22 protein-coding genes are annotated in these 22,278 nt (G+C 74.6%); 11 read left to right on the forward strand and 11 right to left on the reverse strand.

The features are described 5' to 3' along the window. Positions 1-2 precede the first annotated feature (2 nt). Both H7X46_RS25465 and H7X46_RS25470 read right to left on the reverse strand, forming a co-directional pair. Positions 3-593 carry a phosphatase PAP2 family protein gene (locus H7X46_RS25465; RefSeq protein WP_186361762.1) on the reverse strand — a complete coding sequence of 197 codons (591 nt, stop codon included), beginning with the start codon at positions 591-593 and terminating at the stop codon, positions 3-5. A gap of 229 nt (positions 594-822) precedes the next feature. Further along, complete coding sequence (locus tag H7X46_RS25470; protein WP_186361763.1) at positions 823-1,644, reverse strand: HAD family hydrolase; 822 nt, start codon at positions 1,642-1,644, stop codon at positions 823-825. Positions 1,645-1,698: 54 nt separating this feature from the next. On the opposite strand from H7X46_RS25470, the gene H7X46_RS25475 reads away from it, so the two are divergent. From H7X46_RS25475 to H7X46_RS30970, 3 genes are all read left to right on the forward strand, one after another. Further along, positions 1,699-2,826, forward strand: a complete 1,128-nt coding sequence (locus H7X46_RS25475) for a nucleotide disphospho-sugar-binding domain-containing protein (RefSeq protein ID WP_186361764.1) — start codon at positions 1,699-1,701, stop codon at positions 2,824-2,826. Between the two features lie 777 nt (positions 2,827-3,603). After that, complete coding sequence (locus H7X46_RS25480) at positions 3,604-4,248, forward strand: endonuclease (RefSeq protein WP_186361765.1); 645 nt, start codon at positions 3,604-3,606, stop codon at positions 4,246-4,248. A gap of 269 nt (positions 4,249-4,517) precedes the next feature. Next, positions 4,518-7,805, forward strand: coding sequence for an SNF2-related protein (locus tag H7X46_RS30970; RefSeq protein ID WP_370588961.1), 3,288 nt, complete (start codon positions 4,518-4,520; stop codon positions 7,803-7,805). A 19-nt stretch (positions 7,806-7,824) separates the two neighbouring features. Here the strand turns inward: H7X46_RS30970 and H7X46_RS25490 are convergent, their stop codons facing one another. The 3 genes from H7X46_RS25490 to H7X46_RS25500 are packed head-to-tail and all read right to left on the reverse strand — an operon-like array spanning position 7,825 to position 10,212. Then, positions 7,825-8,277: a DUF350 domain-containing protein gene (locus tag H7X46_RS25490; protein ID WP_186361766.1), complete on the reverse strand. Its 453-nt coding sequence runs from the start codon at positions 8,275-8,277 to the stop codon at positions 7,825-7,827. Between the two features lie 30 nt (positions 8,278-8,307). After that, positions 8,308-9,471: a glutathionylspermidine synthase family protein gene (locus H7X46_RS25495; RefSeq protein WP_186361767.1), complete on the reverse strand. Its 1,164-nt coding sequence runs from the start codon at positions 9,469-9,471 to the stop codon at positions 8,308-8,310. Between the two features lie 3 nt (positions 9,472-9,474). Further along, entirely contained in the window at positions 9,475-10,212 is a 738-nt protein-coding gene (locus H7X46_RS25500) for a hypothetical protein (protein ID WP_222131434.1), read from the reverse strand. A 239-nt stretch (positions 10,213-10,451) separates the two neighbouring features. Between H7X46_RS25500 and H7X46_RS25505 the strand changes: the two genes are divergently transcribed. Beyond that, positions 10,452-11,780 carry a septum formation family protein gene (locus H7X46_RS25505; protein WP_186361768.1) on the forward strand — a complete coding sequence of 443 codons (1,329 nt, stop codon included), beginning with the start codon at positions 10,452-10,454 and terminating at the stop codon, positions 11,778-11,780. Positions 11,781-11,782: 2 nt separating this feature from the next. Further along, positions 11,783-12,133, forward strand: coding sequence for a metallopeptidase family protein (locus H7X46_RS25510; protein ID WP_186361769.1), 351 nt, complete (start codon positions 11,783-11,785; stop codon positions 12,131-12,133). Between the two features lie 14 nt (positions 12,134-12,147). On the opposite strand, the gene H7X46_RS25515 is transcribed toward H7X46_RS25510, so the two are convergent. Genes H7X46_RS25515 through H7X46_RS25525 form a run of 3 tightly spaced genes read right to left on the reverse strand, consistent with a single transcriptional unit; the run spans position 12,148 to position 14,752 of the window. Then, positions 12,148-12,894 (reverse strand): histidine phosphatase family protein, encoded by a 747-nt coding sequence (locus tag H7X46_RS25515; protein ID WP_370588962.1) that lies wholly within the window; start codon positions 12,892-12,894, stop codon positions 12,148-12,150. Next, positions 12,891-13,838, reverse strand: coding sequence for a prephenate dehydratase (gene pheA / locus H7X46_RS25520; RefSeq protein WP_186361770.1), 948 nt, complete (start codon positions 13,836-13,838; stop codon positions 12,891-12,893). The genes H7X46_RS25515 and pheA overlap by 4 nt, the downstream gene beginning before the upstream one ends. 5 nt (positions 13,839-13,843) lie before the next feature. Next, a complete protein-coding gene (locus H7X46_RS25525; RefSeq protein WP_186362908.1) occupies positions 13,844-14,752 on the reverse strand; it encodes a hypothetical protein in 909 nt (302 codons plus the stop codon). Between the two features lie 138 nt (positions 14,753-14,890). Here H7X46_RS25525 and H7X46_RS25530 point away from each other — a divergent pair, with 138 nt between their 5' ends. Further along, the gene (locus H7X46_RS25530) at positions 14,891-15,667 is read left to right on the forward strand and encodes a DUF2470 domain-containing protein (RefSeq protein WP_186361771.1); all 777 of its coding nucleotides are present in this window, start codon (positions 14,891-14,893) and stop codon (positions 15,665-15,667) included. Between the two features lie 3 nt (positions 15,668-15,670). On the opposite strand, the gene H7X46_RS25535 is transcribed toward H7X46_RS25530, so the two are convergent. Beyond that, positions 15,671-15,994, reverse strand: a complete 324-nt coding sequence (locus H7X46_RS25535) for a DUF3817 domain-containing protein (RefSeq protein WP_186361772.1) — start codon at positions 15,992-15,994, stop codon at positions 15,671-15,673. Beyond that, positions 15,991-16,515, reverse strand: coding sequence for a hypothetical protein (locus H7X46_RS25540; RefSeq protein WP_255426872.1), 525 nt, complete (start codon positions 16,513-16,515; stop codon positions 15,991-15,993). Before H7X46_RS25540 ends, H7X46_RS25535 begins: the two co-directional genes overlap by 4 nt. Positions 16,516-16,630: 115 nt before the next feature. On the opposite strand from H7X46_RS25540, the gene H7X46_RS25545 reads away from it, so the two are divergent. Both H7X46_RS25545 and H7X46_RS25550 read left to right on the forward strand, forming a co-directional pair. Continuing rightward, a complete protein-coding gene (locus tag H7X46_RS25545; protein WP_186361774.1) occupies positions 16,631-17,452 on the forward strand; it encodes a CPBP family intramembrane glutamic endopeptidase in 822 nt (273 codons plus the stop codon). Between the two features lie 190 nt (positions 17,453-17,642). Beyond that, complete coding sequence (locus H7X46_RS25550) at positions 17,643-18,176, forward strand: ferritin (protein ID WP_186361775.1); 534 nt, start codon at positions 17,643-17,645, stop codon at positions 18,174-18,176. 64 nt (positions 18,177-18,240) lie between these two features. Here H7X46_RS25550 and H7X46_RS25555 read toward each other — a convergent pair whose 3' ends face one another. Beyond that, positions 18,241-19,167: a DUF5926 family protein gene (locus H7X46_RS25555; RefSeq protein WP_186361776.1), complete on the reverse strand. Its 927-nt coding sequence runs from the start codon at positions 19,165-19,167 to the stop codon at positions 18,241-18,243. Between the two features lie 21 nt (positions 19,168-19,188). Here H7X46_RS25555 and H7X46_RS25560 point away from each other — a divergent pair, with 21 nt between their 5' ends. From H7X46_RS25560 to H7X46_RS25570, 3 genes are all read left to right on the forward strand, one after another. After that, complete coding sequence (locus tag H7X46_RS25560) at positions 19,189-20,400, forward strand: cytochrome P450 (RefSeq protein ID WP_186361777.1); 1,212 nt, start codon at positions 19,189-19,191, stop codon at positions 20,398-20,400. 151 nt (positions 20,401-20,551) lie between these two features. Further along, positions 20,552-21,214 carry a hypothetical protein gene (locus tag H7X46_RS25565; RefSeq protein ID WP_186361778.1) on the forward strand — a complete coding sequence of 221 codons (663 nt, stop codon included), beginning with the start codon at positions 20,552-20,554 and terminating at the stop codon, positions 21,212-21,214. A 143-nt stretch (positions 21,215-21,357) separates the two neighbouring features. Continuing rightward, positions 21,358-21,783, forward strand: coding sequence for a hypothetical protein (locus H7X46_RS25570; RefSeq protein WP_186361779.1), 426 nt, complete (start codon positions 21,358-21,360; stop codon positions 21,781-21,783). Positions 21,784-22,278: the final 495 nt, after the last annotated feature.

Below are 22,278 nucleotides of genomic sequence, written 5' to 3' on the forward strand. Positions count from 1 at the left end.
GCTCACCCTCCGGTGGTGGGGTTGCGACGGATCACACGACGGGCGCCGGTGGCGACGGCCGCGCCGAGCGCGGTGCCGGTGGCGACGTCGCTCGGGTAGTGGACGCCGAGCACGAGACGGGACAGCGCCATCAGGCCTGCCGTGGCCGTGGCACCTGCCCGCGCCCGACGGCCGAGCAGGCCGCCGTAGAGCACGGCGGCCGCCGTCGTCGACGTGGCGTGCGAGGACGGGAAGCTGAGCCGGCTCGGGGTGCCGACCAGCACCCGGACCGACGGGTGGTCCGGGCGGCGGCGCCGGACGACGCGCTTGACGCCGATCGACGTGCCGTGGGCCAGCGCGACGGCGGCCGCCGACCCGAGCCACTCGCGTCGCCGCGGGCGGTCCAGGACGGCGCCGGCGATGCCGAGCGCGAGCCAGCCGGCGGCGTGCTCGCCGAACAGCGACATGCCGCGCGCGACCCGCAGGACGGGGTCGCCGGCAAGCGTGTCCTGCACGGTCACGAGCACGGCGATCTCGCCGGTCGCCGGGGTGTCGGTCGGGGCGTCGACCTCGGCGGTCGGTTGCGGACCGGGACGGTCCAGGGTGTCTGCCACGGGGTGGGGCCCTCCTGGCGTGCCGCTGGCACCCGGCTCGACCCGGGCGATGACAGCCGGTCATGGTACGCCGGGGCGGGTCCCCGGCCGGGGCCGGGGCACGTCGACACGCCCGGGGCGACGTTCCGGTGAACGTCCGGCGGCCGCCCCGTGGACGCCTCCCGGCGGCCCGGGATACGCCCGGAACGGGCCGTCCCGAGCGACCGGGTGCGGCGCCGCCGGGCCCCGCTCAGAACCAGCGCTCGAGGATCTCCGCGATGCCGTCGCGGCTGTTCGGCGCGGTCACGACGTCCGCCAGCCCGACGAGGTCCGGGTGCGCGTTGCCCATCGCGACACCGGTGCCGGCCCAGCGCAGCATCTCCCGGTCGTTGGGCATGTCCCCGAACGCGATCGTCTCGGCCGCCGCGACACCCAGGTGCGCGGCGACCTCGGCCAGCCCGGTCGCCTTGGTGATCCCCGGCGCGGAGGCCTCCAGCAGGCCCGACGGGTGCGAGAACGTGAGGTCGGCCAGGTCCTCCACCTTCGGTGCGAGCTCGTCGAGCATCTGCTCGCTGGTCAGCTCCGGGGCGCGGATCAGCAGCTTGGTCACCGGGCGGGCGAAGAGCTCGTCGTGGCTGGCGTCGCCGCCGTCGTGCGCCCCCCAGGCGTGCACGTAGCCGGGTCCGGTGAGGAACTCGTCGACGGTGCCGGGCGACGCCGCCACCCGCTCGACGCCGATCCCGCAGCCCGGGAACAGCTCCCCGGCGAGCCTCGCCAGGGTCCGGACGGCTGCCGTGTCGAGGGTGTGCTCGCCGAGCAGGACGCCGTCGGCGGCGTCGTAGAGCACGGCGCCGTTCGCGCACACGCACAGCCGGACCAGGCCCGGGGGCAGCTTCGCGACCACCGGCGGGATCCACCGGGGTGGACGCCCGGTGACGAGCACGAAACCGGCGCCCGCCTCGACCAGCCGGGCGATGACCGCGGCGGTGCGCGGGGAGACCTCGTCGCGGTCGTCGAGGAGTGTGCCGTCCACGTCGGTCGCGACCAGCCGGGGTGCGTTCTCGGCGATCACCTCGCCGAGACTACGTAACCCACGTCCCGGCGGTGGCGCGGTTACGCTCGTCCGGTGCGCGTTCTGGTGGTCGCGGCCCCGCTGCCGGGGCACCTGACGCCGCTCCTGCCGTTCGCGCACGCGCTCTGGGACTCCGGCCACGAGGTGCTCCTCGCCAGCGGCGGGGACGCGTTCGCGCACGGCGCCGCCGGCCCGGGCGGGCGGGCGCTGCCGTTCATCGACGTGGCCCGCAACCTGCGGCTCGGCCGGCTCGCCGCCCGCTCGCTGGTCACGCACCCGGTCACGACCCACGCCGAGCTGACCGGGCGCGGCGGGGACGCCGGGCTCCGGTCGATGTTCGGCCCGGTCAACGAGGAGCTGACCGACGCGCTGATGACCGTGGCCGAGCAGTGGCGGCCCGACGTCGTCCTGCACGAGCCGTTCGCGGTCGCGGGGGCGCTGACCGCGGCCCGGCACGACGTGCCCGCCGTGCTGCACGAGAACGGCCTGCTCGACGGGCTCGCCGCGGCCGCCACGCTGCTGGACTCCCGGCCCCTGCAGCGCGCCCGGGCCCGGTACGCGGTGCGCGGGGTGCCGCCGCCCGCCGTCGTCCTCACGATCGCGCCGGCCAGCCTCGTCGGGGCGCGCGACGCGCTGGCCGTCCGGCCCGCCCCGGTCACGGTCGGTGGCCCGCTGCCGGGCTGGCTGAAGGTGCCGTCGGTGCGGCCGCGGATCCTCGTGCTGCGCGGCGGCGGCCCGGTGCGGGGTGACCTGCAGACCTCCGCGCTGCGCGTCGTGCGGGCCGCGGCCGGGGGCCTCGACTGCGAGCTGGTCCTGGCACGCCCGCCGGCCCGGCTGGCCCGCCGGCTCGGCTCCGGGGTGCGCTCGGTCGGCCGGGTCGCGCCGGCCGAGCTGCTGCCGGTCTGCGCCGCCGTGGTGCACGGCGGCAGCTCCGGGCACGTCCTGTCCGCGCTGGCTACCGGGATCCCGCAGCTGGCCCTGCCCGGGCCCGGCGACCGCCGGCACAACGCCCGGCTCGTCGACGCCCGCGGTGCCGGGATCGGCGGGCCGGTCACCGAGGACGCGCTCCGGCGCCTGGTCCACGACGGCGAGCTCGCCGCCGCCGCCCGGGAGGTACGCGCGGAGATCGCCGAGATGCCGCCGCCGCAGGCCCGGGTCGACGTGGTCGCGGCCCTGGCGTAGCCGGCGCTCCGGATGCCCGGGGGCGTGCCACTCGGGGATCGCAGGCCCTGGTCGTCCCCGACGCCGCGGCCCACGACCTGCTCCTGGCAGCCGGCGGCCCCGCCGTACTCCCTGGGGCATCCCGGCGGTACCCGGTCGATCAACGCGAATCGGCCGCACCCGGGGCAGAAACGTGCGCACCGCCCACAGGCCAGATGTCGATCAGCACGAACCGGCCACACACGAGGCGAGAACGTGCGGCTCGACCACGCATCGCCAGTCGATCAGCACGAAACGGCCACGCCCGAGGCGAAAGCGTGCGCCTCGACAGCACGCGGCCGGTCGATCAGCACGGAACGGCCGCGCCCGGGGCTACAACGTGCGACTCGACCACCCACCGCGCGCCGATCAGCACGAAACGGCCGCGCCCAGGGCGACAACGTGCGACTCGACAACCCACCGCCAGTCGATCACCACGAAACGGCCGCGCCCGGGGCTACAACGTGCGACTCGACCACCCACCGCGCGCCGATCAGCACGATCACGCCCCCATGACGGCACGAACGTGCACGCCGACCACCCACCGCCGGTCGATCACCACGGAACGGCCGCGCCCGGGGCGACAACGTGCGACTCGATCACGCGCCGGATCGGTCGATCAGCACGCTCGTGCCGCGCCGGGGGAGGGAACGTGCACCTCGACCGGGCGGCGGGGTTCCGCAGGCGGGTGCGCGCTGCCACGGGCGCCGAGTCCCGGCCGGACGCGTCGGACATGCCCGGCCCGGGTACCCGCATCCCATGACCGATCACGACGCGACCGTCGCCGCGCTGCTCGACCGCGCCGGGACCACGTACGCGGCGGAGGCGGGCATCACGCTGAAGGACACACCGGCCCCGCTGTACCGGGTGCTGGTGCTCGGCACCCTGCAGGCCACCCGGGTCCAGGCGTCGCTGGCCGTCGCCGCCGTCCGGGAGCTCGTCGACGCCGGGATGGGCACGCCGGAGAAGATGCGGGACGCGTCCTGGCAGGAGCGGGTCGACGCGCTCGACCGGGCCCACTACACCCGGGTCGACGAGCAGACCGCGACCGCGCTCGGTGAGGGCGCCCGGCAGCTGCTCGACGACTACGACGGAGACCTGCGGAACCTCCGCGCACGGGCGGACGGCGACCCGGGCCGGATCCGGGACCTGTTCACCGAGTTCCCCCGGCTCGGCCCCACCGGAGCCTCGATCATCGCCCGGGAGCTCCAAGGGGTGTGGCCGGAGCTGCGCCCCGCCCTGGACGGCAAGGCGCTCGACGGCGCGAAACGGCTCGGGCTGCCCACCGACCGCGACGAGCTCGCCGGCCTGGTCGACGGCGACCGTCTCACCGAGTTCGCCGCCGCCCTGACCCGGGCCGGCCTGGACAAGAAGCTCGCCGAAGAGGTCACGGCCGGCAGCTGACCGCTCCGGTGAGACGGCCCGCCCCCAGGCCACCGTGGCAGCACGCCCGTAGGCGGGTACGGCCCTTCTCCGGTGCACCTGCGGAGCGGTGATCACGGATCGGGAGCAGATGCGGTCGCATCTGGCCGGATCGCCTCCCGATCCGTGATCACCCGGGCGGCGGTGCCCGGCCGCGCCTCACGACTCCCGACTCGCCCGCCCGGAACTGTCGGGGGTCCGCTCTAGCGTCGTTCCCGGCGACACCCCGACCGCCGACCGAGGGAGCGACCGTGCAGATCATCGTGGAAGGCCTCGACGTCGGCGGGCTCGAGGCCACCGTGGACCCCCGGACCCATGATCGCGGCGTGGAGCTCGCGCGGCGCGGTGCGGTGCGCGACGTGGCGTGGAACCGGGCGACGGCCTCGCTGACCGCGCTCGTGCATGACGACACCGGCGACTTCGCGACCACCCTCGTCCTGGTCCGGGGTCGCCGGGGGCGCTTCGTGGTCGGCTTCGGGGACTGCCCCTGCCCGGTCGGGTTCAACTGCCGGCACATCGTCGCGGTCGCGCTCACCGCCGCCGGGCTGGCGGCGCCGGCGAGCGAGGAGACCCCACCGGGGACGGACTGGGAACAGGGGCTCGGCGCGTTGATCGGCCCGGTGGGAGCGGGAGCACCGGCCGACGAGGGCGGTGTCCCGCTGGCGATCGAGCTGTCGGTGTCGCTGTCGGCGGCGGGCGCCCTGCGGTACGGGCGGCCCGCGGCACCGCGGCTGCTGGCCAGGCTCGTCCGGCCGGGCCGCAACGGCTGGGTCGGGGGCAACCTCAGCTGGGGGCGCCTGGAGACGCCGTGGATGCTGGGCGACGCCCGACCGGCGCACGTGCGCCTGCTCCGCGAGCTCTACGGTCTCTACCGCGCCGACCCGCTTCCCGGGTCCTACGCCCGCGACGACAAGACGATCGACCTGGCCGCCTGCGCCAGCCGGCGGTTGTGGTCGCTGCTGGACGAGGCCGCCGACGCCGGGGTGGAGCTGGTGCACCAGCGCAAGCGCCTGGGTGCGGTGACGCGGGATCGGAGTGCCGGGCTCCGGCTCGACGTCACGGCCGGTACCGAGCCGGGCTCGCTGGTCATCGCGGCCCGGCTGGCCACGGAGGAGATCACCGATCCGGTGCCCGTGACGTTCCTGGGTGCCGAGGCGCACGGCGTGGTGTACGTGTCGCGGCGCGATCAGGCCGGTGAGCCGGACCCGTCACGGTGGCGCCTGCGGCTCGCCGAGCTCACCCCCTCGGTCCCGGCGGCGCTGCGGGCGATGGCGCTGCAGGGCAGCACGCTGCTCGTCCCGCCGGGACAGCACGAGCGTCTCGCCCGCGAGTACTACCCGAGGCTGCGCCGGCTCGCCCTGGTGGAGTCCTCGGACGGTGCCTTCGTCCCACCGACGATCTCCGGGCCGACGCTCGTCCTGCACGCCGAGTTCGGTGACGAGCACGACGTGACGCTGGACTGGGAGTGGGCCTACGAGGTCGCCGGGGAGCCGGTGCGGGCACCGCTCGCCCCGCCGGGCGACGACGACGCGTTCCGCGACGCCGCCGGGGAACGTGCGCTGCTGGACCGGCTCGACGTCCCGCTGGAACGGCTCGGCCTCACCCGCGCGACCGGTCGCGCGACCCGGCAGCGCCTGACCGGCATGGCCACCGTGCGCTTCAGCACCGAGGTGCTCCCACTGCTCGCGGACGTACCGGGCGTCCAGGTGGAGTGCATCGGGGAGCCCGCCGACTACCGCGAGGCGGGCGACTCGGTGCGGATCGGGGTCTCCACCCGCTCGCTGTCCGGGGATACGGACTGGTTTGACCTCGGGGTCACCATCACCGTGGAGGGAACCGAGGTCCCGTTCGCCACCGTGTTCGGCGCGCTGGCCGCCGGTGAGGAGTACCTGCTGCTGCCCGACGGCGCCTGGTTCTCGCTGCTCAAGCCGGAACTCCAGGCCCTGCGCGCGCTGATCGAGGAGGCCCGGCAGCTGCAGGACCGGACCGGGGACGGGTTGCGGATCAGCCGGTTCCAGGCCGGGCTGTGGGAGGAGCTGGCCGCCCTGGGGGTGATCGATCATCAGGCGCGTGCGTGGCAGGAACAGGTCAGCGGCCTGCTGGCGCTCGACGGGAGCAGAGGCACGCCGCTGCCCGAGGGCCTGACCGGGCAGCTGCGGCCTTACCAGCGCAGCGGCTTCGGCTGGCTGGCCTTCCTGTGGCGGCACCGGCTCGGCGGCATCCTCGCCGACGACATGGGCCTGGGAAAGACCCTCCAGACGCTCGCCCTGATCTGCCACGCCACGGAGGCCGACCCTGCGCTGCCGCCCTTCCTGATCGTCGCCCCGACCAGCGTGGTCGCGAACTGGGCCGGCGAGGCCGCGCGGTTCGCGCCCGGGCTCTCCGTGGTCACGCTGACCGACACCCTGCGCCGGCGCGGGCAGGACCTCGCCGACGCGATCGGCGACGCCGACGTCGTGATCACCTCGTACACCCTGTTCCGGATCGACGCCGACGCGCACGCGGCCGCGCGCTGGGCCGGCCTGGTGCTCGACGAGGCCCAGTTCGCCAAGAACCACCAGTCGAAGGTGCACCAGTGCGCCCGGAAGCTGCCGGCGCCGTTCAAGCTGGCGATCACCGGGACCCCGATGGAGAACAACCTGATGGAGCTGTGGTCGCTGCTCTCGATCACCGCACCGGGCCTGTTCCCGTACCCGGCCCGGTTCAAGGAGACCTACGTCCGGCCGATCGAGCGTCAGCACGACGTCGAGCTGCTTGCCCGGCTGCGCCGCCGGGTCCGGCCGCTGATCCTGCGCCGGACCAAGGACCAGGTGGCGGCCGACCTGCCACCCAAGCAGGTCCAGCGCGTGGAGATCGACTTGGATCCGGCCCACCGCCGCATCTACCAGCGGCACCTGCAGCGTGAACGCCAGAAGGTGCTCGGGCTCCTGTCGGACGTGGACCGCAACCGGTTCACGATCCTGCAGTCGCTGACCCTGCTGCGCCAGCTCAGCCTGCACCCCGGGCTGACCGACCCGGAGCACGCCGACGCGGGCAGCAGCAAGATCGACGCGTTGGTGGCGCAGCTCGCCGAGGTGTCCCAGGGCGGGCACCGGGCACTGGTGTTCAGCCAGTTCACCGGGTTCCTCACCCTGGTCAAGGCGCGGCTGGATGCCGAAGGCATCGTCCATGCCTACCTGGACGGCTCGACCCGCGACCGCGAGGCGGCCGTGCGCAGCTTCACCGATGGCACGGCCCCGGTGTTCCTGATCAGCCTGAAGGCGGGCGGGTTCGGGCTGAACCTGACCGAGGCCGACTACTGCTTCCTGCTCGACCCGTGGTGGAACCCGGCGGCCGAGGCCCAGGCGATCGACCGGGCCCACCGGATCGGGCAGACCCGCACGGTGATGGTCTACCGGATGATCGCCCGGGACACGATCGAGGAGAAGGTCGCCGCCCTCGCCGAGCGCAAGGCCGAGCTGTTCCGGGGCGTGATGGACGCCGGCGACTTGTTCAGCGCCCCGCTCGGCGCCGACGACATCCGGACACTGCTGGAGTGACGGCGCCGCCGGCCGGTGCTCAGAAGACCGCGACCGCCACGATCAGCCCCAGCGCCACGTGCGCGGCGGCGACGACCTTGGCGGCGTCGCGCGGCTCCTCGGCCTGGATGACCTCGCCGATGTCGATGCCGGTCACCCACTCCAGCAGCCGCACCGCGGCAACCTGGACGACGATCCCGATGAGGCCGAACACCAGCGACGAGATCACGCCCTGCAGCAGCGACCCGTACGAGGCGTAGATGGCGAGCACGATGATGAACGCCATCGAGATCATCCCGGCGGCGGTGATCGTGACGGCGTTCGGGAGGCCAGCGCGCACCATCTGGGGCAGCTTGCCGGGCGTGGTCAGGTCGATCGCCCAGAAGCCGATGAGCATCATCAGGGTGCCGATGACGGCGTAGAGCAGGATCGCGCCGATGCCACGACCGAGGAAGGCCCAGTAGGTGGCGTCGAGCGCCTGGGCGAGGATCACGGATGCCTCCGGGGAAAGTGCGGGGAGCGGTCAGGAAGGGATGCGGTGCGGCACGAAGGCCGCGCCGTCGTCGGTGATCAGGCCGGCGGTCTCCCGGATGCCGAGTCCGGCGGAGGTGTCCCCGACCAGCCAGGCGCCGAGGCACGGGCGGTAGCCGTCGAACTCGGGCAGCGGGTCGAACAGCTGGTAGACGAAGCCCTCGTCGCCGTAGACGCCGCCGGTCGCCGTCTCGTAGCCGGGCGCGACGATCTGGATGTTCGCGCCCTCCCGGCCGAGCAGGGGCTTGCGCACGTACTCGGTGAGCAGGCCGGGGTTGCCCAGCGAGGCGGGCAGCAGGTTCGGGTGCCCGGGGTACATCTCCCAGAGCACCGCGAGGAGTGCCTTGTTCGAGAGCAGGGCCTTCCACAGCGGTTCCAGCCAGAGCGTCTCCGGCAGGCTGCGGGTGACGTGCTTGCCGAACTGGTCGGACAGCACCCACTCCCAGGGGTAGAGCTTGAAGATGCACCCCATCGAGACCTCTTCGAGGTCCACGAAACGGTCCAGCGCCGAGTCCCACCCGATGTCCTCGATGGACAGCCCGACGGTGTCGATGCCGGCCTCGGCCGCGGTCTCCTGCAGGTACCCGACGGTGATGTGGTCCTCGCCGGTGGACTCCGCGCCGGACCAGGTGAAGTGCACCTCCGGCGACGGCAGCGCGCCCCGGATCTCACCCCAGCGCTCGACGAGCTTCTCGTGCAGCGAGTTCCACTGGTCGTCACCGGGGTGGGTGTCCTGCAGCCAGTACCACTGCAGGATGGAGGCCTCCAGCAGCGACGTCGGGGTGTCCGCGTTGTACTCCAGCAGCTTGGCCGGGCCGGAGCCGTCGTAGCGCAGGTCGAAGCGGCCGTAGACGTGCGGGTCGGACCGCTTCCAGGAGTCGGTGACAGCCTGCCAGCTCCACTCGGGCAGCGCGAAGTCCCGGAACCGCTCGGTGGTGACCACGTGGTCGACGGCGGCCAGGCACATGGACTGCAGGACCTCGACGTCGGCCTCGAGGGAGAGGATCTCGTCCATCTCGAAGACGTAGTGCACCGACTCGTCCCAGTAGGGCCGCTCGCCGCCGGAGCCGTCCCGGCCGGGCGTGCCGAACACCAGACCCTGGTCGGCGACCGTGCGCTGCCAGTCCGGGCGCGGGGCGCCCCGTTCGCGTCGCACCCGTCAGCTCCCGCTGGACGAGCCGGACGAGCCCGACGAGCCGTAGGACGAGCTGCCGCCCACCCCGAGGCCGCCGCGGGAGATCGTGCTGCCGGAGGTGCCGCTGCGGACCGTCGTCCCGCCGCTCGACACGCCGGGCGGCGGGGAGACCGTTCCGCCGCTCACCCGGGTGCCGATCGGGCTCGTGCTGCCGTAGTTGTAGTGGTACTGGCGCCCGCCGCCGCCCAGGAAGATCGGCACGAACGCGAACCCGCCACCGTGGCTGACCTGGCCGTCCCGCGACGGCCCGGAGCAGTTCTCGTCCGGGACGACGACGCCGGACTCGTCGACGCACTGCGCGACGACTTCCTCCTCGTCCGGGCTGGACGCGGCGTAGACGGCGGCGATCAGCGCGACGACGCCGATCGTGGCCCCGGCCCCGATCAGCACCCGCTTGGTCGTCTTCGAGCGGGCCTCCTTGAGCCGCACCGCCTCGCGGTCGGCGCGCAGCTTCTGCTCCCGCGCCCGCTTCTCGGCGAGGGTCGGCTCGCGCGGCGTGGTGCTCGCGGGGTCCTGGTGGCGGATCCGGCCGGTCGGCGCCGTGCCGGCATCCGGCTCGCCTCCGGTGTCCGGCCCACCGGCCTGTGGCGTCCCGGTCGGCGGCGTGGCGTCGTCCGCCCCGCCCGAACCCCCCGCAGGCTGCGAGAACCAGTTCGAGCCGTGCTCCGGCCGGTCGTCCGCCGAGTGGCGCCCGTCGCTCATCGATGATCACCCATCACGTGAATCCCCCCACGTCGAACCGTACCGGGCGCCCCACGCGCCCCGGGACGAAGCCCGGATTTCGATTCGGCTGCGGTTCGGCGCATCCCGCTCCGACGAGTGGTCGGTACCGCCCCCGCACCGCCGTCACCTGCACGTTCACAGCACACCGCCGACCGATGACCGCCGCGGCCCCCGGTCGGGCGAAGCATCTACGCCGCGGGCTGCATCATGGGTGGGCCATGGATCCCAGCTCCGCTCCCCTCCGGCCCGCCCGGTCCGGCCCCGACGGGACCGACGACCAGGCCCACGACGGGCACGCCGGCGACTCCGCGCCCACCGTGGGCGGCGGGGCGACGTCCGTGCTGACCCGCCCGGAGCCGCCGACGACGGCGGTCCCGGCCGGCCCTCGCCACGGCGCCGGCGACGCCAGCGACGGTGGCGACGTCCCGGCCGGCCACGGGCTGCGCGGCGCACGGCGGGTAGGGATCGGGATCCTCATCGGCGCGTTCCTGATGTTCGCCGTGGCGTCGCTGGACTCGGTGCTCGGCGCGGAGGTCCCGGTGCTCGGGTCGTTCGCGTCGTCCGGCGTGCCGCCGCGGGCCGAGGAGCCGCCGCCGCTGCCGCCCCCGCCGGACACCCCTGGCACCTGCCTGACCTGGAACCGCGCCGACGGAGCCGACACCGCGCCGGTGGACTGCTCGCAGCCGCACCTGTTCGAGCAGGCCGGGCGGGTGGCGCTCGCCGACCAGCCGGTGTTCCCGCCCGACGCCGCCTGGCAGGACCTCGTCGCCGAGCGCTGCACGCCGGTCGTGACCCGCTACCTAAACGGCAAGTTCGACCCGAACGGCAAGTTCCGGGTCGGTGCGCTCAAGCCGACCGAGCAGCGCTGGAACGAGGGCGACAAGGGCATGCGCTGCGGGCTGCAGGGGGCCTCGCGCAGCGGCGCGATGCTCCCGATCACCGGAAAGGTCGCCGCGCAGGACCAGTCCGCGGTCCACCCGCCGGGGACCTGCCTCGCCCTCGACGGCCGCACCGTCGGCGACCCCACCGGCTGCGCGGGCCCGCACGCCGTCGAGACCGTCGGCGTGATCGACCTCGGCACCCGGTTCAAGGAGGAATGGCCCTCGGTGGAGGACCAGGACGGTTTCCTGCAGCCCGCGTGCACCGAGGCCGCCACCCGGTTCGCCGGCAACGACCGGGTCATCCGCGAGAAGGGGCTGACCGTCTACTGGGGCAACCTCGAGCAGGAGTCCTGGAACGCCGGCAGCCGCAAGGTGAACTGCAACGTCGGCACCCTCCTGCCGGACGGCAGCGGCTTCGCCGCCCTCACCGGTTCGGTCAAGGGCAACCTCGTCGTCGACGGCCGGTCGGCACCGGCGGCGCCCGCTCCTCCCGGGGCCCCGGCGGCGCGGTCCGCCCGGCCGGCACCCTCCGGCTCGCCGAGCGCCACGCAGGGTTCGCCCGGCACCGCCGAGCAGCCCGACGGCGAGCCGTCCGAGGGACCGGGCGCCGGGCAGGCACCCGACCTGAACATCCCACCCGGCCTGCCCGGGCTCACCGACGGCTGACGGTGCCGGTGCCGATGCCGCCGGACCGGTTCGACGAGCTGGTCGGCGACGCGCTCGACCTCGTCCCGGAGCAGCTCGCGGCGGCCATGGACAACGTCGTCGTGCTGGTCGAGGCACGCCACCCGGAGGAGCCCGACCTGCTCGGGCTGTACGAGGGCGTGGCGCTGACCGAGCGGACCGCCGACTACGCCGGCGAGCTGCCGGACCGGATCACGATCTACCGGGACGCGGTGCTCGACGTCTGCGAAGGCGAGGACGACGTCGTCGACGAGGTCGCGATCACCGTCGTGCACGAGATCGCGCACCACTTCGGCATCTCCGAGGAGCGGCTGCACGAGCTCGGCTGGGGGTAAGCCCCGTGGTTCCCCTAGTGCGGGGAGCGGCTGCGGTCCGGCATCGGGTCCCACAGCTCGCGGGTCCAGCCGTCGGGGTCCCGGCGCAGGACGACGCGCCCGGTGTTCGGGATCGGCTGGTCCCGGCCGGCCCCCGCGTCCGGGCGGGCGGGCCCGGACCCGTCCCGGCCCCCGAGCAGCGCGAGGGTCATCAGCCGGATCGCCGCGCCGTGGCTGACCACGACCACCGCCCCCGAGGAGACGCCGTCCACCGCGGTCGCGACGTCCGGCAGGAACCGGTCCCAGAGGTCCCGGGCGGACTCGCCGCCGGGCATCCGGCGGTCGACATCGCCGTCCCACCACGCGTCGAAGATCTCGTCGAAGAGGCGGCGGGCCTCGTCGTCGGTCCGGTCCTCGAGGTCGCCCACGAAGATCTCGTGGGCGCCGGGCAGCAGCCGCACGTCGAGGCCCAGCGCGGCGCTGATCGGTGCCGCGGTCTCCCGGGCCCGGGTCGCCCGGGAGGCGTACAGGGCCCGGACCGGCCAGCCGACGAGCAGCCCGGCGATCTCGCGGGCCTGCGCGCGGCCGTGCTCGTCGAGCGAGGGACCGGGCAGCGCCGTGTCCAGCGCGTGCCGGACGTTGGACGGCGTGCGGCCGTGCCGGACGAGCACGAGGCGGACCGCGCCGTCGTCCGGCGGGATCTCCGGGGCGCGTACCCCGGCTCCGGCGTCGGTGAACGAGGCGGCGCCGTCGTGCTCGTCGTGCGGGTCGCCTCCGGTCACGTGACCGACCCCGCGCGGATCGCCGCGAGCCAGCGCTCGGAGGCCGCGTAGTCGTCGGCGGTGGCGGCACCGAGCGGGACGACCGGGCTGCCCGCCCCGGCCGCCGGCGCAGCGGGGGCATCCGACCGGGGGAACGACCCGAGGTAGATCAGGCGGTCGCAGCGCCGGTGCAGGGCGGCGAGCGCCTCGCCCATCGCCGGGTCGGCGACGTGCCCGGAGCAGTCCAGGTGGAACCAGTACTCGGCGTGCCGGTCCTTGACCGGCCGGGACTCGATCCGGGTCAGGTCGATCCCGCGGACGGCCAGCTCGGTGAGCAGCCCGAGCAGGGTGCCGGGCCGGTTCGTGGTCGTCGCGGCGAGCGTCGTGCGGTCCCACCCGGTCGGCGCCGGCGGCGGGCCGGGCCGGGTCAGCAGCACGAAGCGGGTGACGGCGCCGGGGTTGTCGGCGATGTCGTCGGCCAGCACCGCGAGCCCGTGCTGGGACGCGGCCAGCGGCGCGGCGACGGCCGCGTCCACCTCCCCGCGGGCCGCCTGCGCAGCGGCCTCGGCGGTGGAGGAGCTGACCCGCACCTCCGCGTCGGGCAGGTGGGCCGCGAGCCAGCCGCGGGTCTGGGCGATGCCGTGGCCGTGCGAGGCGACCGTCCGGACCTGGCCGAGCCCGGTGCCGGCCCGCCCGAGCAGGCAGAACCGCACCGCGATCCGCGCCTCCCTGGCGATCACCAGCGGCGGGTCCTCGACCAGCCCGTCGAGCACCGGCGGCACGGCGCCCTCGACGGTGTTCTCGATCGGCACGCAGCCGGCGTCGACCGACCCGTCCCGGACGGCGGCCAGCACCGCCGGGGCACCGGGCAGCGGGACGAGCTCGGCGTCGTGCGACTCGGGCAGCGTGCGCAACGCCTGCTCGGTGAACGTGGCGTGCGGCCCCAGGAAACCGATCCGGGACATGCTGCTCAGTCCAGCAGCCCGAGCGCGACGAGATCGGCGATCGGAACCGGGTCCGGGTCGACGCCGCAGCGCGGCAGCACCGTGCGGACCTGCTCGACGGCGGCGTCGGGCAGCTCGTCGAGCTCGCGGGCGAGCGCCTCGCCGTCGGTGCTGGCCAGCGCGTCCTCCGCCGGGTCCGCGGAGGCGCTGACCCCGGTCATCCGGGCGACGGCGACGATCAGGTTCAGCAGCCCGTGGCGGCCGCGGGGGCAGGACTCGGAGGCGTCCTCGCGGACGATCCGGTCGAGTCCCTGCGCCGAGATCCCGCCGGAGCCGCTCTCCAGGCCGGCCTGCAGGAACCGGTGCACGTCGGAGATCGTCGGCACGTCCGACGGCCGCGGCCCGCCCATCCGGATCTTGGGGGTGCAGCCGTGCTCGGCGACCTTGCGGACGGCGGCGAGCCAGGCGTCGGTGCCGTCGTCGTCGCCCTCGACCGGGCGGCGCGGCTCCACGACCGGCGTCACCTCGTCCGGGACGAACTCGGACACGCGCTCCAGCCAGACGCCGTCGACGTCCGGCGGTGCGGCGCACTCCACGGTGCTCGGCGTGAGCAGGCTGGAGCGGGAGAAGACGGTCGAGAGGGCCTTGGGCACCGCACCCAGGCCGGTGTCCACGACCAGGGCGAGCTCGGCCGGCCGGCTCGGCGCGGACCGGGCCAGTTCGGTGACCACGGCGGGCAGTTGGGAGGCCGGGCAGACCAGCCGTCCGACGAGGCCTCCGTAGTGACCGTCGCGGGCGGCGAGGTAGCGCGACACGACCGCGTCGACGCCCGGTGCGACGGTCCGCGGCTGCAGGAGGCTGGTGTCGTCGACCAGCGCGGCCAGCAGCGGACGGATCGGCCACGGGTCGGCGGCGGAACCCGAGGGCACGGTCATCACGCCGAGAGACGCTAACGGTCGGGTCACGGCTCGTGGACAACGGGGCTCCCCCTCTCCGCGCGCACCCGCGCGTGCCAGGGGTGGACAGGGGACGCTCACTCCTGATTAGGTAAGGGTTACCTAATGGAGGTGAGAGTGGGAACCACCCGCACGCGCCGCCCGCCGACGCCCGCCGTCGCCGAGCGCGCCCGCAGCCTGATCACCCGTGGCGGCCGCGCCGCACTCGTCGGAACGGGCGAACCGGAGCCGTGCACGCCGCTGATGCATCACGCGTGGCCGGACGGGACGACCGACCTGTTGCTGCCCGACGACCACGTGGTGCGCCGGCACGCCCGGCTGGCACCCGACGGCCTGCCGGTCATGCTGGAGCTGACCGGGACCACCCCGGTCCCGCTCGCGGAGCCGGTGCGCGAGCTGATGTGGCTGCTCGGGCGGCTGCACGAGCCGGACGACCGGATCGGGCGGGAACGCGCGCTGCGGCTCGCCGAGAAGGCGCCGCACCCGAACCTGCTCGACGCCGGCCGCGGCGCCACCCTGCTGCGGTTGCACCCGTCGTCGGGCGTCTACTCCGACGCCGAGGGCTGCGCGCCGGTCTCCCCCGCCGAGCTGGCGGCCGCCGCCCCGGACCCGTTCTGCACGGTCGAGCAGGCCTGGCTGGAGCATCTGGACCGGGCCCACCCGGACATGCTGTCCGCGCTGCGCCGGCACCTCCCGCCGGCGCTGCGGGACGCCGCCGAGACGGCCGGGCGGATCCGGCCGATCGGCGTCGACCGGTTCGGGATGCGGATACGCGTACCGGTGGCCGGCGGGACCCAGGACGTCCGGCTGGCGTTCTCCGCCGAGGCGGCGACCCCGGCCGAGTTGCAGAAGCGGTTCACCGAGCTGGTCGGCTGCCCGGTCCGGCAGGCGTAGCCCTCAGGAGCCGGCGGCGGGCAGGTGCTCGGCCTGCACCTTCCGGGTGACCTTGCGCTCGGCGACGAACGAGGCGATCGGGATCGTGCCCGCCGCCAGGATCACGACGGCGAACACCGGCTTCCAGCGGCACCGCTCGGCCAGGATGAGCGTGCACACGATGTAGATCATGTACAGGAAGCCGTGCACCATCCCGATCATCGCGACCGGGCGCGGGTCGCCGAAGAGGTACTTGGCCGGCATCGCGTAGAAGGTCAGCAGGAGCAGGCCCACACCGGTGACCCAGGCCGAGATCCGGAAGGCCTTGAGCGCGCTGGCGACGGTCATGAGGTCGTCTCCTCCTGTCGGGCCGCCAGTCGGGCCAGTTCCTCGTTGTAGGCCTGCAGCTGCGGGTCGGTGCTGCGGGGCGGGGTCACGCCGGCCGGGCGGGCGGTGAACGGCGACGGCCGCTCGGGGCCGGTGCCGGAACCGCCGTTCGCGCCGGGTTCACGCGGCTCGCCACCGCGGTCCGCCGCGGATGCGGTGTCTTCGGCTGCGGGTGCGGCGTCGCCGGCCGGACGTGCGGGGCCCTCCGGGACGTCCGGCGGCACGGCCCTGCCGGCGCTCTCCGCGGTCCCGGCCTCCCGGGCGCGCATGGTCGTGATCTCCATGCGCAGGAAGCGCCACCACATCACGCCGAAGAACACCGCGAACAACGGCCACTGCAGGCCGTAGCCGATGTTCAGGGCGGACCCCATCGCCGACCCGGCCCGCCCCCACTGCCAGGCGGCCAGGAATCCGCAGGTGACCATCGCGCCGAGGGTGAGCACGTGCCAGGCCATCCACTTCGGGGACAGCAGCAGCCGCATCACGCGAACCAGGGTACGCACCTCGGCCCGGGCGGCATCCAGGCGAGTCGGCCGGCACGCCCCGCCGGGGACCGGCGTCGACACCGGCGGCACAGAGGTTGGGAGGATCCCCCTCGTGACGACGACCGGTGGCCGACCCACGCTGCGCGGCTGGCTCGCCCCGGACCGGCCGGCCGAGCCCGCGACCGTCACCGACCCCCGGGAACGACGGCTGATCGGCCTGGAGATCGCCGTCGTCCTGACCGTGACGCTCGGGCTGTCCGCGCTCCGCAGCGCGCTGTCGCTGCTGGAGGCGCTGCTCGCGCCCGCGCCCCTGTCCGACCAGCAGGTGGCGCTGAACGCACCGGCGTCCACCGACACCTGGATCGACCTGGCGTTCCAGCTGGTCCGCGCGCTGCAGCTGGCCGGGTGGGGCGCGCTGGCCGCCTACCTGCTGCTGCGCGCCGGGTTCGCGCTGCGCCGGGTGGGGCTGGACCGGCGGCGGCCGGGCCGCGACACCCTGCACGCGGCCGGGCTGGCGGCGCTGATCGGCATCCCCGGGCTCGGGCTGTACCTGCTCGGCCGGGCGGCCGGGATCACCCCGGACGTCGCACCGAGCACCCTCACCGACGCCTGGTGGCGGATCCCGGTGCTGATCGTCTCGGCGGCCGCGAACTCCTGGGCCGAGGAGGTCGTCATGATCGGCTACCTGCTCACCCGGTTCCGGCAGCTGGGCTGGTCGGAGAACCGCTCCGCGCTCGTCGCCGCCCTGCTGCGCGGGTGCTACCACCTCTACCAGGGGGTCGGGGCGTTCGCCGGGAACGTCGTCATGGGTGTGGTGTTCGCCCGCTACTGGCAGCGGTCCAGCCGGCTCTGGCCGCTCGTCGCGGCCCACCTGCTGATCGACGTCGTGGCGTTCGTGGGCTACGCGCTGCTGGTGGACGTGCTGCCGTTCTGACCTGCTCGCGCGCGGGCCGGACGGATGGCGCGGTGGAGGCTCGAATCCGTCCGGGACCACGCTCGTCCGGCCACACCGGACAGCCCGGAAAAGCGCCCCTCACCAGGGGAAAGGTAACCCTCGCCAACTGAGATCGAACTCAAGTCTGGAATGGTTCAAGAAAACGCTGGACGTGGCTACCCTCGATGCCATGACCGACGAGACCAAGTTCCACGCCCTGCTCCGCGACCAGGTCCGGAGCGAGCTCACCGCGAGCCAGCAGTACCTCGCCGTGGCCGTCTGGCTGGACGGCCAGGACCTCCCCCGGCTGGCGGCGCACTTCTACGCCCAGGCCCTCGAGGAGCGCAACCACGCCATGAGCATGGTCCAGTACCAGCTGGACAACGACCTGACGGCCACGATCCCGGCCATCGACGCGGTCCAGAACGAGTTCACCTCCGTCGAGGAGGTCGTGCAGCTCGCGCTGACCCAGGAGAAGCAGGTCACCGAGCAGATCACCACGCTCGCCCGGACCGCCCGCGACGAGGGCGACTACCTCGGCGAGCAGTTCGTGCAGTGGTTCCTCAAGGAGCAGGTCGAGGAGGTCGCCTCGATGTCGACCCTGCTCACCATCGTCCGGCGGGCCGAGGGCAACCTCTTCAACATCGAGGACTTCGTGGCCCGCGAGATGACGTCGGAGGGTGCGGACCCGACCGCGCCCGCGGTCGCCGGCGGCCGCGTCTGAGCGACCCTTCCGTCGGTCCGTCCCGGTGCCACCCTCCACGGGCGGTACCGGGACCGCGGGACCCCTACCGGAGGGTGATCTGCTTTCCGGCGAGCACCTCGCGGGCCCGGTGCTCGGCGTCGGTGAGCGGCGTGTCCGCCAGCCCGGCGAGCACCTCGTCGAGGCGCTTCGCGAACTCCGCGGCGGGGCCCGCCCACTCCGACGAGTGCATCTCCCGGTCCACGTCCCAGACCGGGACGAGCAGCCCGTGCGCCCGGAACGACCCCGCGTAGCGGGACCCCTCCCCCAGCTCCAGCCCACCCTGGTGGGACAGCCGGGCCAGCGCGCCCATCAGGACCGTCTCGTCCTCGGTGCGCACCCAGCGGACGTGCGCCTTCGAGCCCGTGTCCACCCAGTACGCCCCGCGCACGCCCGGTGCGGCGACCGCCTCGGTCGGCATGATCACCGCGTTGGCGCGCTCCAGCATCGCCTGCGCCTCCGGGTCCGGGGTGTCCCCGGGCAGCCACCAGCCGAAGTCGGCGTGCACGGTCGGCTCGAGCGGCGTCTCCGGGTCGAGCACGTCCTGCAGCCGCTCCCCGGTGCGCCGGTCCGGCCCGACGACCGGCAGCGACGAGCCGGGCTCGGCCGACCGGGCCCAGGCCAGCGCGCCGGCCAGGTCGGCGGACAGGTCCCCGGAGCGGGTCTGCACCTGCATCCCGAGCAGGATGTCGCCGTTGTCGCGGACGATCGCCGCGGACGCGCCGGGCAGCACCGACGCCAGGGTCACCGGACCACCCGAGCGGACCGGCAGCGCGGCCGTCGCCGACGGCAGGAACTCCCGCATCGCGACGAGGTCCGGTTCGGCGGCCAGGCCCTCGAACGGGCGGATGACGATGACATCGTCACCGGCCCCGTGGCAGACCTTGTACCGCTTGCCGGATCCGCACGGACACGGCCGGCGGGGGTTGTCGCCCTCGGACCGGGTGGCACGGTTGCGCGTCTTCTTGCCCATCACCGGGCAAGGTAGCGGGTCGTGCCCCTCTTCGATCCGGCAGACCCCGGTTTCCTCGCCGACCCCTATCCCGCCTACGCCGAGCTGCGGGCCGCCGGCCCGGTGCACCACCACCCCGGTCTGGGCCTGCCGGTCGCGGTGACGCACGCGGCCTGCTCGGCGGTGCTGCGCGACCGCGGCCTGGGCCGGATCTGGGCCGACGCCGAGCCGTCGTCCGAGCTCGCGGCGTTCAACCTGCTCCACCACAACTCGCTGCTGGAACGGGAGGGCGAGCCGCACACCCGGCTCCGCCGCCTGGTCGCCTCGGCGTTCGCCCGCGGGCACACCGAGCGGCTCGCCCCGCTGGTCCGCGCCCGGGCCGAGCACCTCGTCGGCGAGCTGGTCCGCCGGGTGCACGACGGCGAGCCGGCGGACCTGGTCGAGCTGGTCGCGGAGCCGCTGCCGGTCGCCGTGATCGCCGACCTGCTCGGGGTGCCGGAGGACCGGCGGGCGCCGCTGCGGGACTGGTCGGACGCGATCGTCCGGATGTACGAGCCCGACCCGGGCGAGGACGGTCGCCGCGCCGCCGAACGGGCCTCCGCGGAGTTCGTGGCGATGCTCCGCGACCTGGTCGCCGAGCGCCGCGCCAGCGGCACCACCGCGATCCCCACGAGCGGGAGCGACCTGGTCGCCGACCTCCTCGCCGTGCGGGAGGCGGCGAGGAGCATCTCGGACGACGAGCTCGTCGGCACGGCGGCGCTCCTGCTCATGGCCGGGCACGAGGCGACGGTGAACGTGATCGGCAACGGGGTGTACGCGCTGCTGGAGCATCCGGATCAGTGGCGACGGCTGCTGGCCGACCCCGGGCTGATCCCCACGGCGGTCGAGGAGTTGATCCGGTTCGACGCGCCGCTGCAGCTGTTCGAGCGGACGGCCATGCGCGACACCACGATCGCCGGACACCCGGTCCCCGCGGGGACCCGGATCGGGGCCCTGCTGGGCGCCGCCGGGCGCGACCCCGCGGCGTTCGGCGCGGACGCCGACCGGCCGGACGTCACCCGGTCCCCCAACCCGCACCTCGGCTTCGGCGCCGGCGTGCACTACTGCCTCGGCGCGCCGCTGGCCCGGCTGGAGATCGCCGAGGTGCTCCGCGCGCTGCTGCTCCGGTTGCCGGACGCCGCCGCCCACGGGACCCCGTCCCGGAGGCCGCGCTTCGTCATGCGTGGCTGGGCGGAACTACGACTCACAAGATAGACCGAACGGACGCATTTCCACTCGACCGGACATCGCATTTCCCAGGGCCGTACGCCCAATTCTGGTGCCGCGTTCCGCCCTCCACCGGAATCGGGTGCGAATCGTCGGGCTGCCGGTACGGCACACCGGGATCCATGGTGGAATCGCGCGGGTGGAATCGTGGTCGGAGGTGCTTCGCGGCGTCCTGGACGCGCCCGGCGTGCGCTACACGTGCCTGGCCGACCCGGCCACCGGCGCGGTCGTCGCCGCCCACGGCCGGGCGGGCCCCGGCGACCCGGCGGGCGCGGTCCCCGACGAGGCCGCCGCCGTGCTCGGCTGGGGCGCGGCCGAGCTCGGGCCGGGTGCGGCCGGCATCGGGTTCCAGGACGGCGTGATCACCACCGGTGCCACCTACCACCTGGTCCGCACCCTGCGCCGGGACGGCACGACAATGCTCGCCTACCTGCAGGTGGATCGCGTCCGCGGCAACCTCGCGCTGGCCCGCCGCGCCCTGCTCGCCCTGCCCACCGATGACCAGGTCCCCGTTCCACACCCGCGCCGGCCTGGGGAGACCCCGGAGCCGGCCGGCCGGTCGGCGGCGGATCGGGCGCCCGCCGTCCCGCTCCCCCGCCGGGAGGCCGGTCCGGGCGGGGCGCCACCGTCCGCCGTCGCCCCGAGCACGAGCCCGTCCGGCGCGACGGGCGAGGTACCGGCCGTCCCGCTGTCCGCACCACCCGGCCAGCCCGGTGGGCGCTGGGCCGACGATCTCCGGACGATGGCCCGGATCCTCGCCGGACTACGCCGGCTGGACGAATACCCCACGGCCGGGAGTTGACGATTCCACGGGCGTGGTTATCGTGGGCGCTCTCCCCGGAAATCCGCGGAGAACCCTTTCCGGCTCCCCACCGGAATGGGCACGAGCGCAGCTCCCCCATTCGGACGAACACGGCGCGCGGTGCGTGCCGCGCGGAGGCAACAATGAACAACATCGATCGTTCGCTGGACATGGCCGCCAACATCAAGGGCGCGTTCGCGGTCGCGGTCGTCGACTTCGACAGCGGCATGACGCTCGGCTCCCGCGGTGGCAGCCCGGAGTTCGACCTCGACGTCGCCGCGCCCGGCAACTCCGAGGTCGTGCGTACCAAGCTCGAGGTCATGCAGAAGCTGGGCCTGCGTGAGTCCATCGAGGACATCCTGATCACGCTCGATTCCCAGTACCACCTGATCCGGATCATCCGGGGCACCGACGAGCAGCTGTTCTTCTACCTCGTGCTCAACCGCGCCCAGGCCAACCTGGCGATGGCCCGCCGCGACCTGCGCGTCATCGAGCAGCAGTTCGCCATGACCTCGCCGCAGGCGGCCCCGCAGGCCGGCCAGGCGTTCTACCCCGCCCAGCAGCGCTGATCGGAGCGGACCGGACCACCACATGGCACGTCACCGGCACGCCGTCTCGGTCCGCACCGACGGTCTCTCCGCGGTGCTCGGTCCGCTGCTCGGCGACGCCAGGATCCGCTCCGCGGCGCTGATCGACGTCGACAGCGGCATGGTGCTCGACGTCTGCGGCCCGGACACCGCGGCGGGCCGCTCCGGGCGGGGCCGGGCCGCCGAGCACGACCACCGTGACGAGGTCCGGGGCGCCGCACACGCCGAGCTGGTCCGGATCGGCCTCGCACTGGCGCCCGGCTGCGGCGGGGTGCTCGGGCTCGTTCTCGAGGCCGGGCCGGACCGGCACCTGCTGCAGACCGTCCCGGACCCGCACGGCGGCGGGCTGGTCCTGTCGGTCGTCGTCCGCGGGTCGGACCGGGCACTGGCGCGGGTCCGCAAGCGGCTCCGCGCGGTGTCCGAGGAGGCGTTGACGGCCGGGCCGTCGACCGCCGTCCGGCCCGGCACGGCCGGCTG

The sequence above is a fragment of the Pseudonocardia sp. C8 genome (genome assembly GCF_014267175.1).
GTDB lineage: Bacteria > Actinomycetota > Actinomycetes > Mycobacteriales > Pseudonocardiaceae > Pseudonocardia.